The organism is Anabaena sp. PCC 7938 (genome assembly GCF_049315035.1).
Classification (GTDB): domain Bacteria; phylum Cyanobacteriota; class Cyanobacteriia; order Cyanobacteriales; family Nostocaceae; genus Anabaena; species Anabaena cylindrica.
Genome location: NZ_CP186034.1, coordinates 4310512 through 4326303, shown reverse-complemented (window position 1 = coordinate 4326303; position 15792 = coordinate 4310512). Strand labels below are relative to the sequence as shown.

Below are 15792 nucleotides of genomic sequence, written 5' to 3'. Positions count from 1 at the left end.
TCTACCTACTGCTGCCACCTCCATCCTACTCGACACATAACTGTACAATCTTCTCAAAATGAAAGTCATGCACTAAATTAGTGAGAGATTTGGCGAGATTGCTATGTAATTCAGGGATTTGATTGATTAATTCAACAGTTTGACGTTTACTACATCGACCAGCAGACCCATGTAGTTGAGTAATCCATTCAGCAGGCATTACCTGTAAAGATGCAGAAGTAAGAATAAAAGATGAAGATTGTTCTGCTTCCCTTTCTATATTTTCGGTCTTTTCCTCATAGGTGTAGCTAAGACCTAAATGTTCTGCCAGTTTATTCAACAGAAATTCTTCTCGAAATGGCTTGTGAATGAAATCGTCACAACCTATAGACAAAATATAAGTCCGCTGTTCTTCAAAAGCACTAGCAGTCAAAGCAATAATTTTAGTTTGGTGTTGAACAGCAACTAAATTGTCTATTTCTCCTGCCCGAATCTGTCGTGTAGCTTCGTAACCATCCATGATAGGCATTTGCATATCCATCAGAATTAGATGGGGTTGGTAACGCTGCCAAAGTTCTAATCCCTCTTGGCCATTTTCCGCTGTATACACCTCAAATCCCAGTGGACTAAGCATCTCTACTAGAAGTTTTTTGCTCTCCCATTGGTTTTCCACAATTAATAATCGGTAAGTGGGTTGATTAGGAGCCAAGTGAATAACTCGATGGTAAGATAATAGAGCAGGAATATCTACTTTTTCTGCATGATCAATCTTGATATGGAACTTAAATACACTTCCCACACCCACAAGACTTTCGACCTTAATCTCTCCTTCCATCAGCTTGACAAATTTTTGGCTAATGGCTAATCCTAATCCTGTTCCTTCATGGGAATGAGCGGTGTTAGTTTGCACGAAAGGAGTAAATAACCGCTGTATTTCCTCTGGTGCAATGCCGGGACCAGTATCTTTAATCTCAAATATAAGAAAACTAGAAACCTGCTCTTGCTTATCTTTACTTTCTCCTGTGGTGATGCCCAGAGTCACTTGCCCTTGTTGAGTAAACTTAATTGCATTTCCCAACAAGTTCAGTAAAACCTGGCGTAATTTAACTTCATCGGTTTTGATATATTGGGGAATATTGGGAGCGCGATTAAAGATCAGCGTTAATTGCTTGGAAGTAGCTTTTAAGCGTAATAAATGTTCTAGATGATTGAGTAAGTAATATAAATCAAAACTAGTTGTATTGAGTTGGATTCTGCCTGCTTCCACCTTGGACATTTCTAATACATCATTGATCAGTTCTAGTAGGTGTTGACCACTGCTGTTGATGATATTAAGATGTTCCTGATGTGTTTGATGCAGGGATACATCACGGCTCATTACTTGAGTGAACCCCATGATAGCATTAAGTGGAGTTCGCAATTCGTGGCTCATGTTAGCCAAAAATTCGCTCTTGGCTCGGTTAGCCGATTCAGCTGCATCTCTGGCTTTTTCTAGTTCTACTGATTGATGTTGAATTTGAGTAAATAACTCTGCTTGATGGAGGGCTATTCCTAGCTGTTGACTAATGTTAATGACAAGATTGATCTCACTTGATTTCCACGTACGGGGAGCAGAGTTTTGATAAACTGCCAAAAGTCCCCACAACTTACCAGACTGAAAAATTGGGACGATGATATAGGCTTTAGCTTGGAATTTTTCCAAAAGTTGGAGATAACAATTTTCAAATCCTGCCTTGTATATGTCATCTACAACTCGATAACTTGTTCCTTGATTATAAATACTATCTTTGTTTTCTCGGATATAAGTATCTGTACAGAAACTATAGTTATCAGTATTACTATTTTTGATTGCTCTGTCTAGCTTTCTTCTCTCAAATTTTCTGATCGAACATCGCTCATTAAAAATGATATTTTCTGCAAATTGGGGATAAGTATTGTAATTTGGCAGTAAAGAAATCCATCCATTACCTACAGATTCGTCCACAAATTCACCACTCCAATCAGAATGGAATTGGTAAATAGCTACGCGATCGCATTTCAGCAGATTTCGCAATTCTACCGTAGTCGTATGGAAAATTTGAGAAATATCTAAAGTCTGTCGCATCCGTTCGACTACTCGCAAATTTGCCCGTTGCTGTTCTATACTTTCTTGCAAAGCATTTTCAAATAATTGCCTCTCTAGCTCTGCTCCTGCACGGGCTGCAAAAATTCTGACAATCAGTTCTGTAGTCTGGTTGTTAACCATTGGCTTGGTGTCCAACACTTTCAAATATCCCACGATTTTTCCCATGGAATCATTGAGTGGGATAGCTAAGTAGCTTTCAACTTTTAAATCGACTAGATGTTCATGATGAGGAAAAAACGACTGGATGCTATGGGGATAGAAAACGACTTCTCCAGATAATATTTGTTGACAAGGTGTTCCTTCCAAGCTGTACTCAAAGTTTTCACCAAAGTCTTCTCCAGCCCAGAATGCTAGTGTACAAGCCCGCATTTTTGCAGAATCTATAAATTGGGTCACAAAAGCGTAGCGAACTTGTAAAACTTCTGCTAGGTAACGCACCAATGAACGAAAAAATTGACTTCCTGTTTTTGAAGCTGTACCTTCAACTATCATTTGTAAGGCTGTTTGTTGGCGTTTGCTTTCAGTGATATCTTCAGAAATACCCAGCAGATACTGTGGATTTCCATTTTCATCAAGAATGGGGATTTTTTTAGTATGCAGGGTTCTGATTCCCTGATATCTGGTGTGAATAGTTTCTTCAGGAATGTCTAAAATGTTTGTGTTGGCTAAAACTTCTCGATCTTTGGCAATAAAAAAATCTGCTTCTGTTTGGGGGAAAAGGTCTGCGTCGTTTTTACCGGTTAATTCTTCTCTGGTATGGCCTAGTAGTTCTTCCCCTGCTTTGTTAAGCCTGACAAACTTGAGATCCTTGGCATCTTTAACAAAGATCATATCGGGAATATTTTCAATGATAGAATCTAGGAATGCTTGAGTTTGTCTAATTTCTTCTTCTTGCTGTTCGCGTTCGGCTTCAAGCTTTGCTTTTTCGCTAATATCTGTATGGCAACAAATAAATCTAATTGGCTTACCATTTTGATTCCAAAGTGCCTGACCTCGTACCAAAATCCACTTGTAACTACCATCTTTGCACAACATCCGATACTCTTGTATGAGGCTGGGAGTTTCCCGATTCATATGAGCGCGATTTGCCTGAATCACCCCTTTGAGATCATCTGGATGAATACGCTTGATCCATTCGTTAATATCATTAGCAATTTCTCCTTCTTCATAGCCCAGTATTTCTTTCCAGCGAGCCGAGTAAAAAACTTCAGATGTTTGTAAATTCAAGTCATAAATACCATCTTTACTGGCTTGAATTGCTAATTGCCAACGTTCCTCACTTTGTCTTAATTCCTCTTCTGCCTGCTGGCGTTTTTTCTCTGTTTGATGAGCGCTGATAAACTTACCAATACTTTGAGCCATCAATTCAATAATTTCTTTTTCGTGGCTCTCAAATTTATTAGGTCTGGTATCAGTAGAAAAAAAGCAAAGAGTACCATAGATATATCCATCTACCCAAATAGGAGTGCCAATGTAGGACTCTATTTTTAGGCTTTGGTATAGTGGATGGCAACACATCTCTATCATTTCTCCTACATGGTGGAAGGTAACAGTTTGTTGTTGTTCAACAACCTTTCCACAATAAGCATCTGATAACTTAATTTTTAGCCCAGGAACCAGGCTGCTTATATTAGATTGCACGGCCAAAAATGAATACATTTGCTGGTTAATCTGACCAATTGATCCTGCTGAAAATCGCAGAACTTGACAACCTGTATTTAAATAATCTAAAAATAGTTTTTCAACATTACTAAAGTCAGTCATGTTAATTCGATGTAACTGCTTTAGGCTAGAACTAAAATCAGCCAATGCCTGGGTTTTTTGCAATAATTCTTCATTCTGCTCAACTAGCTGATTTTGTAAGCGCTGAATGCGGAGTTGATTTTCAATCCTGGCAATTACTTCTTCAGCTTGAAAGGGTTTGCTGATATAATCTGCACCACCCATACCAAATGCTTTTACCTTATCTAAGGGTTCATCAAGGGCGCTAATAAAAATTATAGGTATGTCACGGCTGTATTCATTTGCTTTCAGCCTTTTACAAACTTCATAGCCATCTATATCGTTCATCATAATATCGAGCAAAATCAGATCGGGCAACTTGGCCTGAACTGACCTCAGTGCTATATCGGCATCTAGTGCAGACCGCACTTTATAACCATAATTAGTAAGTACCTTGGAGAGCAGAACTAAATTTACTGGACTATCATCAACCACCAAGATATTTGCTAGGGATTGAGAAGGTTGCTGCTGGTTCATATTCATTTTACGGGTAAGCAAGCGATCGCTTGCCCTAGCGAAAGCGTATTCATTAGCTAACGGCTGTAGACTGATTGAATAAAAAATCTACAATCTCATGATTTTCTAAGGGCTTGGCAAAGAAATATCCCTGTCCTTGATTACAACCGATTAATTGAAGCTTGTTCATTTGTTCAACTGTTTCTACCCCCTCGGCAATTACCTCAAGTCCTAAGTTATGTGCTAGGTTGGCGATCGCTTGAACTATGTGGTTGCCGCTGGAACAATCCAACTTCTGTACAAAAGAACGATCAATCTTTAAGACATCTAATGGCAGTTCATAAAGTCGGCTCAGGGAAGAATAACCCGTGCCGAAATCATCTATATACAACCGAACTCCTAAATTTTGTAAGTCCGCTAAAGTTTTATGAGCATTTACCTGGTTATCAATTATAGCACTCTCAGTAATTTCTATTACTAAGTTGTGAGGCTGTAGACCAGTTTCCTGCAAAACTTGCTTCACTTGTTCCACTAAAAGAGGAAGTGCCAACTGTTTACTAGAGACATTTACACTCATCGTCAAGGAGTTAAAAAGGTCAGGAGAATGCTGTTGCCAGCTACAAAGTTGACGACAAGCCTCTTGTAAAACCCAAAAACCTATGTCAATAATCAAGCCTTTTTCCTCTGCCAGAGGAATAAATTTGTCAGGATAGATAATCCCCCAAGTGGGGTGTTGCCAGCGAATCAAAGCTTCAAAACCGCTAATTTGATTGTTTGTCAAGGAAACTATTGGCTGATAGCACAGCTTAAACTCATTGCGAGTCAACGCCATTTTTAGATCTCGCTCCAACCGCAGGTGAGCAAATTCTGCCGGTGACAGGAAGAGAGTTTGAGCTTCTGGCTCTCGTTCAATGGCATTCGTCAGCCGCATCAGCCGTTCTGTATTTTTGGTCGCAATCTCCACCATCCGTAGTTCCTGCGGCGAAAGATTATTGCCGAGCTTGCCTGAACTTAACAGATCAAGAGCAACCTGAATTGCTGTCAAAGGGGTACGCAATTCATGACTGATACCCAAGAAGAAATTTTCATCCTTAATTTCTAGATTAGCAGCATCATTAAAGTGTAGATTTGAATCTAGGATATTTGTCATAATTTGTACTCTGTATTAACTAAGTAATTAGGCTATTAATTTAAAGATTGTATTGCCAGATTGTGGAAAATTCGTGGATATATATTGAATCAGCTACAGGAAGAGAGCAAATTACTTACTTCCTGGACAAATCTTTCACCAAAACATTTCCTAATGATTTATTTTTTGGATTAATCCACAATATTTCCATGACTCCAACCAAGAGCTAGTAATAACTTTTCAGCTAATTGAGCCGGCTTAAAGGGTTTAGCAATCAGCGCTCGAACACCCAAATCCGCAAAGAGTCGTTGATCAGATGCCTGTACTTTGGCAGTTAGCAAAATAACTGGAATATTCTGAGTTAATGGGTTGGACTGGAGTTTCTGAAATGTCTTGACCCCATCGAGATCTGGTAACATCACATCTAGTAAAATAGCATCAGGTTGTTCAGTCTCAGCTTTTTGTATTCCTTCATGGCTGGTTCTAGCTAAGATAACTTTTAATCCTGCCATAATTTCTAGGCTGATTTTTGCAACCTCCCGAATATCATCTTCATCATCAATCACCAAAACTGTTTTTCTTTTCATCTCTACCTCCTAGAAAACCAATACTTACCCGTAGGGAAGTATACATCTGCTAGATTATGACTTGGAGAAGATAATATCCAATAAAAATAGATAATCTTCACTTTTTTCAGTATTCCGAAATCTTGATCATCAACGTGGGCAGCAAATATCACATTATTAGTCTACTCCAGCTTGTAGGCCTTCAACCAGAAATCAATCAATGTATTAACCAAATATTCAGTAACATTACATAACTTTTAATTTGAGTATAGTTATAAAATTTAACTTAAAGAGATAAATTGTGAGGATACACAGGAGTTAAAGATTAACCTATGAGGATTTTACTAGTAGATGATGATGAAACTATAGTGAAAGTTTTGACTAATGTGCTACAGAAACAAAATTATGTGGTAGATGTAGCCAGCGATGGTGAGACTGGTTGGGAGTACATAGAAAGCTTTCAATATGATCTAGTATTGTTGGATGTGATGCTCCCTAAACTGGATGGGATCAGCTTCTGTCGTCGTTTGAGAGAGATAAAAAATCCAGTTTTGGTAATGTTACTGACTGCTTGTGATACCACAAATGATAAGCTTATGGGGCTAGACAGCGGAGCAGATGATTATGTTGTCAAGCCATTTAATGTTGAAGAACTGGCTGCCCGTATCCGTGCCTTAATCCGTAGAGGAAGTACATCTAGTTCTGTGGTACTCATGTGTGGTGAATTACGCCTTGATCCCAATCTGCATGAAGTAACTTATGGATCACAGTTACTAAAGTTTAGCCGCAAAGAGTATCTTTTAGTAGAGTTGTTTTTTCGCAATCAAAAACGGATTTACAGTTGCGGAGATATTGTTAATCATCTGTGGGCATTTGATGATGAGCTACCCAATGAATCTACAGTTAGATCACATATTAAAAATATTCGCCGTGAGTTAAAAGCAGTTGGTGCTGGTGATTTCCTAGAAACGGTATATGGTCAAGGATATCGAATTAATTCTGCTTTCCTTTCCACAAAAAATGATCAATTAGTTGTTAATTCAGCTAAACAAGAAACTTTAGATAACTCTATTGTCCAAATATGGCAGCAGACTAAAAACTTAACTTTTGAACGTTTGACCGCTTTGGAACAATTTATATCCACTTTAGTAGTTGGTTTATTTGATGAGATCTCACACCAAAAAGCAATTCAAAATGCCCATAAACTTGTGGGATCTCTGGGTATGTTTGGCTTTGAACAGGGGAGCAATTTGGCTCGACAAATAGAAATTTTCTTGGAGTCAGATTTTAAATCTCCATCGCACTTTACGGTAGTTTACCAACAAAAAATTGCTCAAAAATTAGAACCGTTAGTAATTGCTTTACGTCAAGAAATAGAAGGCTCTGCTAAAGAGATAATTAATTTAAGTAATATAGACGAAGAATTTAAGTTATTTAACCCGATCAATGCCACAATTCTAGCCGTTGATGATGATCCACAAATTCTGATGACCTTAAGAATATTATTAGAACCTTTAGGAGTACAGTTAACTTGTTTAGAAAATCCAGAAAATTTTTGGGAAACATTAAGACTGACTTACCCAGATTTTCTGATTCTCGATATTAATATGCCCAGTGGAACTGAAGGGTTAGATTTGTGTTGGGATATACGTCAAAATCGTGACTGGAACTGGCTACCAATATTATTTCTGACTAGCTGTGCTGATGCGGAAACTTTGCAGAAAGCCTTTACCAATGGAGCAGATGATTACCTAACCAAGCCAATTGTCCCGAAGGAATTATTTACCAGAATTGTCAACCGTCTCCAGCGCATCCAAACACTCAGAAATAAGACGTGATAGTAAGTATTTATTTGTTACCTTTAAAATATTTGTTTGGGCTAGTAATGAGGAAGAGAAACTATCAAATAGACTAGGTTGATTATAAAGTAATTATCTAAATTTGAGATGAAATACTAATTTACATAATTTTTTAACCAAATAAAATAAGATTTATCTAGTTTTAAACTCGCTTTAATTATGAATAATTTTCAGTCCTATCCCTGTAAAGCTAACATTCTAATTGTTGATGACACACCAAACAACCTACATTTACTGTCCAGTATGCTGGAGGAACAGGGATATGAGGTACGTTGTGCCAATAGCGGTGCGATCGCACTCAAGGCAGTGGAAATCGAGCATCCAGATATCATATTACTAGATATCAATATGCCTAACATGAATGGCTACGAAGTCTGTGAGCGCTTAAAATTGGATAAACAGACTCAAGCTATACCAGTAATTTTTCTTAGCGCACTCAGCGAAACAATAGATAAGGTTAGAGCTTTTAAAACAGGAGGGATAGATTACATTACCAAACCTTTTCAGTTAGAAGAAGTTCTGGCTCGAATTGAGACTCAATTAAGCCTAAGACAAATGCAACAAGAACTACAAAAAGCAAAAGATCAAGCTCTTAAAGCTTTAAAAAAAGAGCAAGAACTTAATCGGCTTAAATCAGAATTTGTCTCCATGATTTCCCATGATTTTCGTAATCCACTCACTAGTATTCAAGGTTTTGCAGGGTTGCTTGAATGTGGTGATGACATTCCTACTCCAGAAATGCTCAACCGTTACATTAACAAGATTAATAATGCTGTTGACCAACTGCTTTCCTTGCTAGATGAGATACTCCTCATTGGGAAAATAGAAGTAGGTAAAATGCAGTATGAGCCTGTATTAGTTGACTTAGAAAATTTTTGTAAAGAACTTATTGATAGTCTGCAATATAGTTTGGGTAATCAACATCTAATCTGTTTTAATTGCGCTAGCAACTCCACAAAAGCAGAGATGGATTTAATATTACTCCAGCGTATCCTCACCAACTTACTTTCCAATGCTATTAAGTATTCTCCTTCTAGATCTGAAATTTATTTAGATTTAGAATGTCAGAATCATATTACTATCTTCAAAGTACGTGATCAGGGAATAGGAATTCCCTTAGAAAACCAATCACACTTGTTTGAAGCATTTTACCGCTGTAGTAATGTAGGTAACATCAAAGGAACGGGTTTAGGATTAGCAATTGTGAAAAAATGTGTTGAAGTTCATCAAGGAAATATTTCATTGGAGAGTCGAGAGAACTTAGGTACAACATTTATTGTATCCTTACCTCGTTATGCTCAGAGTGAGTTTTAACATCACTATAGAAATCCAGATTGATAGCAATTTTGTATTAACTAGATGTGCATAAAGATTCGTCATTTACAGAAGGGAGGAAGCAGGAATTGGATAGATGCACATTTTTGGGTGCAGTGCTTAAATATTTATCTACTATGCTCCAAATTTTATCAATTGATATAGGTTTATTAATAAAATCTGTAGCACCAAATACCTTAGCTCTAGCTCTATCAAAAGCACCATTACTTCCTGTTAAAATAGCTAGTGGTGTGTTGGCGAAAGTGGTAGTGCGTCGCAAACTAGTGCAAAGTTCGTAACCATTCATACCTGGCATCATCAAATCTAAGAAAATCAAGTCTGGTTTATTTTGAATCAGAATCGGTAAAGCTTGCAGAGGATCTTGAATCTTGAGAAACCTCATTCCATTTGAGGTAATGATGCGCTCTAGAATTTGACAAACTTGAGGGCTATCATCTACACAAGCAATGAGAGGAATGTTCCCACTATTAATGCGTGTAATCATATGGCTATTTTTAACTCTTGCAACTGCTAATGGTAAATCAGGAACTTCTACAAGTTTTGTGATTCCTTGCTGAATATAGGGTAATAATGAACGAGAAACTGATAATACACTCTGTTTCATTTTGACGGCTAAATCCCACAGAGTATGTTTACCGTTGATTAAGTTCTCAAAGTTTTTGTAGACATTTGGGCTAACTTGCTGCCGGAGTTTTTCTGGTTTTAGTAGAACTGGTGCCAAGTCAGGAGACAAGCTTGCTAAACCAGCTTGTGACCAATTATTCCAGCAGTTTTGCATTTGCTGGAGAAACATATTTGCATTAGTGGAAGAAGTTTGTAGTCGTAGTATTACCTCTTGATTACGTTCACAATTAAAAGAGTTGAAATTTGCCTGCTGAACTAAATCAAACAAAAGTTCTGATATAGTACTTTCGGCAATAGCATTAATTTGATTTAGTTGGATTTTCTGGTCTTGATGTAAGTTTTCTAAAAGTTGATAATCCCAGTAATCTAGTGAGGTATCTTCAGAATTTAAAAATAATTTATTAGTATCAATCTGAGGACAGAATTGAGCGATATTTCTACGTAATCGACGAGAGGGGTGAATCCCTCCTGTTGCCCAAACTAACTGTCCCAGACTGTAATAGAAAATCCAACTTTTTCCTTGTAAGGTTTGAATTTTTAACTGTCCGTTGTATTGCAGTTGTGTACAGATTTGAAATTCTTGAAAGAGTAGTTTAGTTTCCATAGATTTTAGATTATTCATAGATCTACTTAGAAGTTATTTTTACATAATTTTTAGATGAACTCAGGACAAGGAGAAGCACTGACAGTTTTGTCACAGGCATCGTCCTATCACCCTGATGGTTCTAAATTTAGACCATTATTGTGCAAAACTTGTGGAGAGAAAATATATATTTCTGGCAGAAATACATATTTTCATGTACAAATATATACAAATGTATAGTAGTATAAAATTTAGTTTGAGTGATTTGCTGCTGGTAGTGGATAAAATATCGGGATTGCAATACTTACAAGTATCTTTTTATCAAGCAGCAAAGCAGCTTTCAGTAGATATTTCAACTAAATGTTCCCAATAGCGGCAGAACTTTCTGTTGTAACAACTCAATTAAAGCAAGTTCCATATATTCATACTCATCGGGAATGTCTAAACAGATCACCCTTTTACCCTTGAGAAATGGCTGAAAATTCTTAGATAGCTTGCTTTTGTGGGATTTTTCCATTACAAAAATAATATCAGCCCAGTTAATAGATTCTGTAGAAACTGGGTTATCGGCTGTTCTGTCCAAACCAGCAGATTCTACCTCTAGTCCTGGATATTCTGAAAACACAGCTTCAGCGGTAGGACTACGCAGTTTATTTTGGCTACAGAGGAATAATAGCTTTTTCATTTATATAGCAATTACTATTCAAATAAGGTGCAAGCTGTAATAATTAAACGCAGATAAACGCAGATGATTTTTTACTTCACCATTCCTTTCTTGTAAAATATCCAGACAATTAATAGCAGAAAAATTAATCAAAGGTGTAGCGTTGCAAATAACAGTCACAATTCTTAAAAACCTTCTTGAATAGTATTTACATCTTCTAATAAATCAACTTCACTATAATGTCGTTCAATTTTCCTTGTTCCTAAAAGTTGCTGAAATTCCTAAACAGATAAATTAGCTAAACGTCGTGCTTGACCAAAATTAAAGATATTTTGGTCATACAATTGTAAAGCCAATTCTTGACGAATAGCTTGCTCACCTTCATTAATTAAATCAGATGATAATTGTAAATTAATGGAAGTCATAAGCTGTTACTATATGTTTAGTATTCATCTAATTCCAAAAAAATTTCTTCAGCATTCCACACTAAATCTTCATTTGATAAAGGTGGAAATTCTAAATTTGTAACCCGTTTCAAAATTACCACAGCTATTTCTAGTCTTTCTGATTCTGGTAAACTATCAAATGTGTTTAATAATTCTTTCACTAAAGTAGTCATATATTTCTTCCTTGAATTTTGAATTTTCAGAAGCACAAATTAAACTACAGTTATCCGTGCATTATTTTTAGATGTAGGTTTGACTGTAATTTCAACATCAATTCCCAATGTATTGAGAAATCTAAACATTCTTTCTAGAGAAAAACCTGTAAGTCTTCCTCTCATTAAAGCCGAAACTTTTGGTTGATCAATTCCTAATAATTCAGCTGCTTCTGCTTGGGTGATATGACGAGCAGTGATAGCATTACTAATTTTACGAGCTAATTCTGCTTTTACTAGCATTTCATCTGGGTTGGGTAAACCTAAATCAGCGAATACATTACCGCTGCTGGTTTTCATACGAATATAGTCTGTCATTGTTATTTATTTTGTCAGTGTTCTTGAAGTATTAATGTTGAAAACGTCAATTTTTTATTAATCAGCAATTATGTCGTCAAGTATTTTTTTCATGCATACAGGCTGACAATTAGCATCACTCATTCTCGCTAAAATAAAATTCCTGAATATTTCATATTTTACAGAACTACTCTTTGCATCAATACTAGAAACAAATTTGTCAGTGAATAGTTTTAATACATCTCTACCAGGAACTATTTTACGCCAAGTATCATCTTCTAAAGACTTAATTATCTTAGCATGGTACTGTTTTTCAAGTTCAATAAGTTTATCAGAAGAAAGCTCATTTTCAGCTAATTGACTGATGCGTTTATAATATCTATCTACTACTTTTGCAAATTCAGAACCTAGTGATTGAATACTTGGATTAAAACCCAGATTATTTTCTTTTAATGTTAACAAACCATATACATAATTATAAAGTTTTTGTTTAACTAAAGATGTAATCGAATTCAGTGCCAATTTCTTAAGCTCCTCATCAATCTTCTCTTCAGAATAATCTCGACTAGGGGCATTCATATCTTGAAGAACTTTGAGGATAAAACGTGATTCAAGTAGATAATTCTCAATGTGATATACATCCCAATGGCGATTAGATGTTAAATTACTGGATTGTTTATCCGAATTTAAAATCTTTAAATCACCATCAGTTATTGCATAGAATTTTTCACGTATATAACCATCCTGTTTGGCTTGCTCTAGAATTTTGTAAGCATTTTTTACTTGTTCATTACTACTACCTGATATGATATTAACTTTAGCTGCAAATTCTGGGAATAGTTTACTTACCATTCGTTTATCAAAGTCAGTATCACCCCCACCTTCAAGAATTACAATCTTTTTTCCCGGATGGTAAATTGCTAAATCCCCAACAAGACTAATAATTAACCTTTCAATATCATTATTTGCTTTAACTTCTATAGCTTGATTTTCACAAGTTAATTTGCTAGACGGTTCTAGATGAAATACTTGAAAATTTTTGACTCCAACTGCTTCTCTAATAAGAGTGTCAGAGTGTGTAACTAACCATAACTGATTTCCTAATGGTTCACCTAAATGTTGATGATAGAAGTTAGCTAGACAACTTACCAAACGAGGATTAAGGTGTAGTTCTGGTTCATCAATTAATAGTACAGAATTTTTAGGAGCGGTATTCCATAAACGTAAATATCCATAAAGAACTTCTTTTTCTCCCGAACTTAATTCATTTATATCATGTATCGCTCCAGAGAAAGTTTTGACATCAAATGATATGCTTCCATCAGATTTAGGTTGTGGTCCCAAAAATTCTTTACCTGGAAAGAAAGTTGTAAATAATTCCTTCAAAGTATCAGTTATTTTATCAGTTTCATTGCTAGATGATCCAGATTTTTCTCTAATAAGCTGACGTAGATAACTAGAAGCAATAGCTGTTTTCAGGTTTGAATATTTGTTTGTATGATTATATAGAGCAGATTGCCGTAATTGGTTTTCTGTTGAATCAGTCTTTAGGTTAATACCACCAACTTGCTCACGAGAATAAACTCGATTTGCGCTATGGTAATCAATAATACCAATTTTTTGCGGATCATAAAGACTAAAAACAAGACTTAGTACTGGTGATGGCAATATTTCTAGTTCACGTTTACGATCAGACCATAGTTTAATAGAACCAGCATAATAATTCTGATTTAATTCATTTTCAAAATATGAGACTTTAACTAAATTAGAATCAAGCAATTGTTGATTATTTTCATAAAATGGAGTTGCTAATGATAAGGATGTTGTACTAAATAAATATTGTGGATTTTGTGGACTTGTAAAACTATCCCAATTTTGATTATTTTCTCTAATTTGATTTGTTGTATATTCAGAAATAAGCTTTTTTTGTTGTGATCCGCTTAATGAAGCCAATTCATGTAAAATGTGTTGTTTTTCTTGGTCAGTAAATAAAAACTCTGCATTTATTTCTATAGGTTTATTTGGATCTTGAAATATAGATGATATATTAGCTGATCTCTGATTCCAATTAAGTAGAAACTCATTAAACCATTGCTGCCATTCATTATCCTGATAACCTCCATAGGCTGACTTTAATAGTCTAATTGCATCAAATATACAAGACTTCCCGCTACCATTAGGACCGGCAATCACAACAACATCACCCAAATCTGTTAATTTCAAAGATGTTATGGCACGAAAATTTTTGATTTCCAGTCTAGTAATACGCATTATTAAGAAATTTAGATTCAAACTAGAATAGATACATAATACAACATGAAATATAATCATGCAACTTGAAACAAGTCTTAACCTATCTCAGAGATTTAAACCCTTACTTTTAGCTTTACACTTGACTATCCCCATCCTTGTAATTACAATGTAAATACCACCTATTCCCAAACACAAAAAATGGATACATCAATCAAAACCAGAATAGTCAAAATCGGTAACTTCCAAGGTTTACGCATCTCCAAAACCCTATTAGAACAAAGCGGAATTAAATCAGAAGTAGAAATAGAAGTTCAAGAAAATCATCTCATTATTCGCCCAGTTGAACAAGCAAGAAAAGATTGGGAAAAAGCATTTATAGAAATGGCAGAAAACCGCGATGATATCTTATTAGATGACATCAATACAACAGAATGGGATAAAGCTGAATGGCAATGGTAGTCAACAGATTTGATGTTTTCCTAATTAATGTTGACCCTACCATTGGCAGTGAAATAAAAAAAACACGCCCCTGTTTAATAATTTCACCCAACGAAATTAACCACCATATTGCTACCGTCATAGTGGCACCAATGACAACAAAAGGGCAACCATAACCGACAAGAGTAACTTGTCAATTTCAAGGACAAGATGGACAAATTGTACTTGACCAAATTCGCACAGTAGATAAAACTCGATTAGTCAAATTTCTTGGTCAAATTAGTGCAGAAGAGCAAAAAACAGTTATGGATATCTTAGCTGAAATGTTTGCTGAATGATTAACCTCAAATCTCTTAACTTCGTGTTCTTACGTCAACTTATATGATAAAAAACATCTTTAATATTTAATTTTTATGTTTGTTTTTGTGCTAATGCCCAAACGCAAAAAGGAAAATCAGGCTCATTTTTTAATGACTGCAATAAAATTGGACGATAAATAGCCCATTCATGCCAGTTTGCTTGAATGCAAGCGCGATTTCCCCATGAACCTGTTTTTGTATTTTCTAAAGGAAATCCGCATTCTGCTAAAAAATATTTTAATCCTGTTTCTGTCCAGCGACTGCAATCAATAGGATAGTCATGGATACGAATTAAAAATGGTGTAGATAGGAGAAAATATCCTCCAGGATTCAGCATTTGATACACATTTTTAGCTGCACGATAAGGCCAAAGCAAATGTTCAAATACTTGATCAGCAATAATTAAATCAAAAGTTTCTGGTAGAACCATTTCGCAAATATCGTATTCAGGATACTCAACTGTCTTATATTCCTTAAATTCAGTTTTCTGCCAATAATTACCTGATATTTCTAAAACTTTTAATTGATTGGGCTGTAAACTTTCCACAAGCTTTTCAGTCTCTTGTTGCATCACAACTCTACCCCAGTGTGTGGATTGATTATTGTTATTCAACAGAAAATCTAAAGATGCTCTAATTTTTTTAAATCCAGGTACTGTTCTCAATGCGTTATTAAACATATTTAC

14 protein-coding genes and 1 pseudogene are annotated in these 15792 nt (G+C 35.7%); 5 read left to right on the top strand and 10 right to left on the bottom strand.

All coding sequences use genetic code 11. From position 1 onward, the window contains the following. Positions 1-25 precede the first annotated feature (25 nt). From ACOWPH_RS19710 to ACOWPH_RS19700, 3 genes are all read right to left on the bottom strand, one after another. A complete protein-coding gene (locus tag ACOWPH_RS19710; RefSeq protein ID WP_015217087.1) occupies positions 26-4369 on the bottom strand; it encodes a response regulator in 4344 nt (1447 codons plus the stop codon). Positions 4370-4415: 46 nt separating this feature from the next. Then, entirely contained in the window at positions 4416-5492 is a 1077-nt protein-coding gene (locus ACOWPH_RS19705) for a putative bifunctional diguanylate cyclase/phosphodiesterase (protein WP_015217086.1), read from the bottom strand. Between the two features lie 170 nt (positions 5493-5662). After that, on the bottom strand, positions 5663-6058 hold the full coding sequence (locus ACOWPH_RS19700) for a response regulator (RefSeq protein WP_015217085.1): 396 nt from the start codon (positions 6056-6058) through the stop codon (positions 5663-5665). Positions 6059-6369: 311 nt separating this feature from the next. Here ACOWPH_RS19700 and ACOWPH_RS19695 point away from each other — a divergent pair, with 311 nt between their 5' ends. Both ACOWPH_RS19695 and ACOWPH_RS19690 read left to right on the top strand, forming a co-directional pair. Continuing rightward, positions 6370-7875 carry a response regulator gene (locus tag ACOWPH_RS19695; protein WP_015217084.1) on the top strand — a complete coding sequence of 502 codons (1506 nt, stop codon included), beginning with the start codon at positions 6370-6372 and terminating at the stop codon, positions 7873-7875. Positions 7876-8055: 180 nt separating this feature from the next. Then, a complete protein-coding gene (locus ACOWPH_RS19690; protein WP_015217083.1) occupies positions 8056-9210 on the top strand; it encodes a hybrid sensor histidine kinase/response regulator in 1155 nt (384 codons plus the stop codon). A gap of 37 nt (positions 9211-9247) precedes the next feature. Here the strand turns inward: ACOWPH_RS19690 and ACOWPH_RS19685 are convergent, their stop codons facing one another. Beyond that, on the bottom strand, positions 9248-10477 hold the full coding sequence (locus tag ACOWPH_RS19685) for a response regulator (protein WP_015217082.1): 1230 nt from the start codon (positions 10475-10477) through the stop codon (positions 9248-9250). A gap of 36 nt (positions 10478-10513) precedes the next feature. Here ACOWPH_RS19685 and ACOWPH_RS19680 point away from each other — a divergent pair, with 36 nt between their 5' ends. After that, positions 10514-10678, top strand: a complete 165-nt coding sequence (locus ACOWPH_RS19680; RefSeq protein WP_250855251.1) for a hypothetical protein — start codon at positions 10514-10516, stop codon at positions 10676-10678. 112 nt (positions 10679-10790) lie between these two features. On the opposite strand, the gene ACOWPH_RS19675 is transcribed toward ACOWPH_RS19680, so the two are convergent. The 5 genes from ACOWPH_RS19675 to ACOWPH_RS19655 all read right to left on the bottom strand — a co-directional run bounded on the left by ACOWPH_RS19675 (position 10791) and on the right by ACOWPH_RS19655 (position 14328). Next, positions 10791-11123: a low molecular weight protein tyrosine phosphatase family protein gene (locus tag ACOWPH_RS19675; protein WP_015217081.1), complete on the bottom strand. Its 333-nt coding sequence runs from the start codon at positions 11121-11123 to the stop codon at positions 10791-10793. A gap of 260 nt (positions 11124-11383) precedes the next feature. Next, the gene (locus ACOWPH_RS19670) at positions 11384-11527 is read right to left on the bottom strand and encodes a hypothetical protein (RefSeq protein ID WP_015217080.1); all 144 of its coding nucleotides are present in this window, start codon (positions 11525-11527) and stop codon (positions 11384-11386) included. A gap of 17 nt (positions 11528-11544) precedes the next feature. Further along, positions 11545-11721, bottom strand: a complete 177-nt coding sequence (locus ACOWPH_RS19665; protein WP_015217079.1) for a hypothetical protein — start codon at positions 11719-11721, stop codon at positions 11545-11547. A gap of 39 nt (positions 11722-11760) precedes the next feature. Further along, positions 11761-12078, bottom strand: a complete 318-nt coding sequence (locus ACOWPH_RS19660; protein ID WP_015217078.1) for a helix-turn-helix domain-containing protein — start codon at positions 12076-12078, stop codon at positions 11761-11763. A gap of 57 nt (positions 12079-12135) precedes the next feature. Beyond that, positions 12136-14328, bottom strand: coding sequence for an AAA family ATPase (locus ACOWPH_RS19655; RefSeq protein ID WP_015217077.1), 2193 nt, complete (start codon positions 14326-14328; stop codon positions 12136-12138). Between the two features lie 180 nt (positions 14329-14508). On the opposite strand from ACOWPH_RS19655, the gene ACOWPH_RS19650 reads away from it, so the two are divergent. Then, positions 14509-14769: an AbrB/MazE/SpoVT family DNA-binding domain-containing protein gene (locus tag ACOWPH_RS19650; protein ID WP_015217076.1), complete on the top strand. Its 261-nt coding sequence runs from the start codon at positions 14509-14511 to the stop codon at positions 14767-14769. Further along, positions 14757-15086, top strand: a pseudogene (locus tag ACOWPH_RS19645) (type II toxin-antitoxin system PemK/MazF family toxin). Before ACOWPH_RS19650 ends, ACOWPH_RS19645 begins: the two are co-directional and overlap by 13 nt. 73 nt (positions 15087-15159) lie before the next feature. Here the strand turns inward: ACOWPH_RS19645 and ACOWPH_RS19640 are convergent. Continuing rightward, on the bottom strand, positions 15160-15786 hold the full coding sequence (locus tag ACOWPH_RS19640; protein WP_015217075.1) for a class I SAM-dependent methyltransferase: 627 nt from the start codon (positions 15784-15786) through the stop codon (positions 15160-15162). Positions 15787-15792 lie beyond the last annotated feature (6 nt).

Bases quoted from the DNA above. Each gene is read 5' to 3' on its own strand.
- ACOWPH_RS19675 (WP_015217081.1), bottom strand. From the start codon at position 11,123: ATGAAAAAGCTATTATTCCTCTGTAGCCAAAATAAACTGCGTAGTCCT.
- ACOWPH_RS19670 (WP_015217080.1), bottom strand. From the start codon at position 11,527: ATGACTTCCATTAATTTACAATTATCATCTGATTTAATTAATGAAGGT.
- ACOWPH_RS19700 (WP_015217085.1), bottom strand. From the start codon at position 6,058: ATGAAAAGAAAAACAGTTTTGGTGATTGATGATGAAGATGATATTCGG.
- ACOWPH_RS19710 (WP_015217087.1), bottom strand. From the start codon at position 4,369: ATGAATATGAACCAGCAGCAACCTTCTCAATCCCTAGCAAATATCTTG.
- ACOWPH_RS19705 (WP_015217086.1), bottom strand. From the start codon at position 5,492: ATGACAAATATCCTAGATTCAAATCTACACTTTAATGATGCTGCTAAT.
- ACOWPH_RS19660 (WP_015217078.1), bottom strand. From the start codon at position 12,078: ATGACAGACTATATTCGTATGAAAACCAGCAGCGGTAATGTATTCGCT.
- ACOWPH_RS19695 (WP_015217084.1), top strand. From the start codon at position 6,370: ATGAGGATTTTACTAGTAGATGATGATGAAACTATAGTGAAAGTTTTG.
- ACOWPH_RS19685 (WP_015217082.1), bottom strand. From the start codon at position 10,477: ATGAATAATCTAAAATCTATGGAAACTAAACTACTCTTTCAAGAATTT.
- ACOWPH_RS19650 (WP_015217076.1), top strand. From the start codon at position 14,509: ATGGATACATCAATCAAAACCAGAATAGTCAAAATCGGTAACTTCCAA.
- ACOWPH_RS19665 (WP_015217079.1), bottom strand. From the start codon at position 11,721: ATGACTACTTTAGTGAAAGAATTATTAAACACATTTGATAGTTTACCA.
- ACOWPH_RS19680 (WP_250855251.1), top strand. From the start codon at position 10,514: ATGAACTCAGGACAAGGAGAAGCACTGACAGTTTTGTCACAGGCATCG.
- ACOWPH_RS19690 (WP_015217083.1), top strand. From the start codon at position 8,056: ATGAATAATTTTCAGTCCTATCCCTGTAAAGCTAACATTCTAATTGTT.
- ACOWPH_RS19640 (WP_015217075.1), bottom strand. From the start codon at position 15,786: ATGTTTAATAACGCATTGAGAACAGTACCTGGATTTAAAAAAATTAGA.
- ACOWPH_RS19655 (WP_015217077.1), bottom strand. From the start codon at position 14,328: ATGCGTATTACTAGACTGGAAATCAAAAATTTTCGTGCCATAACATCT.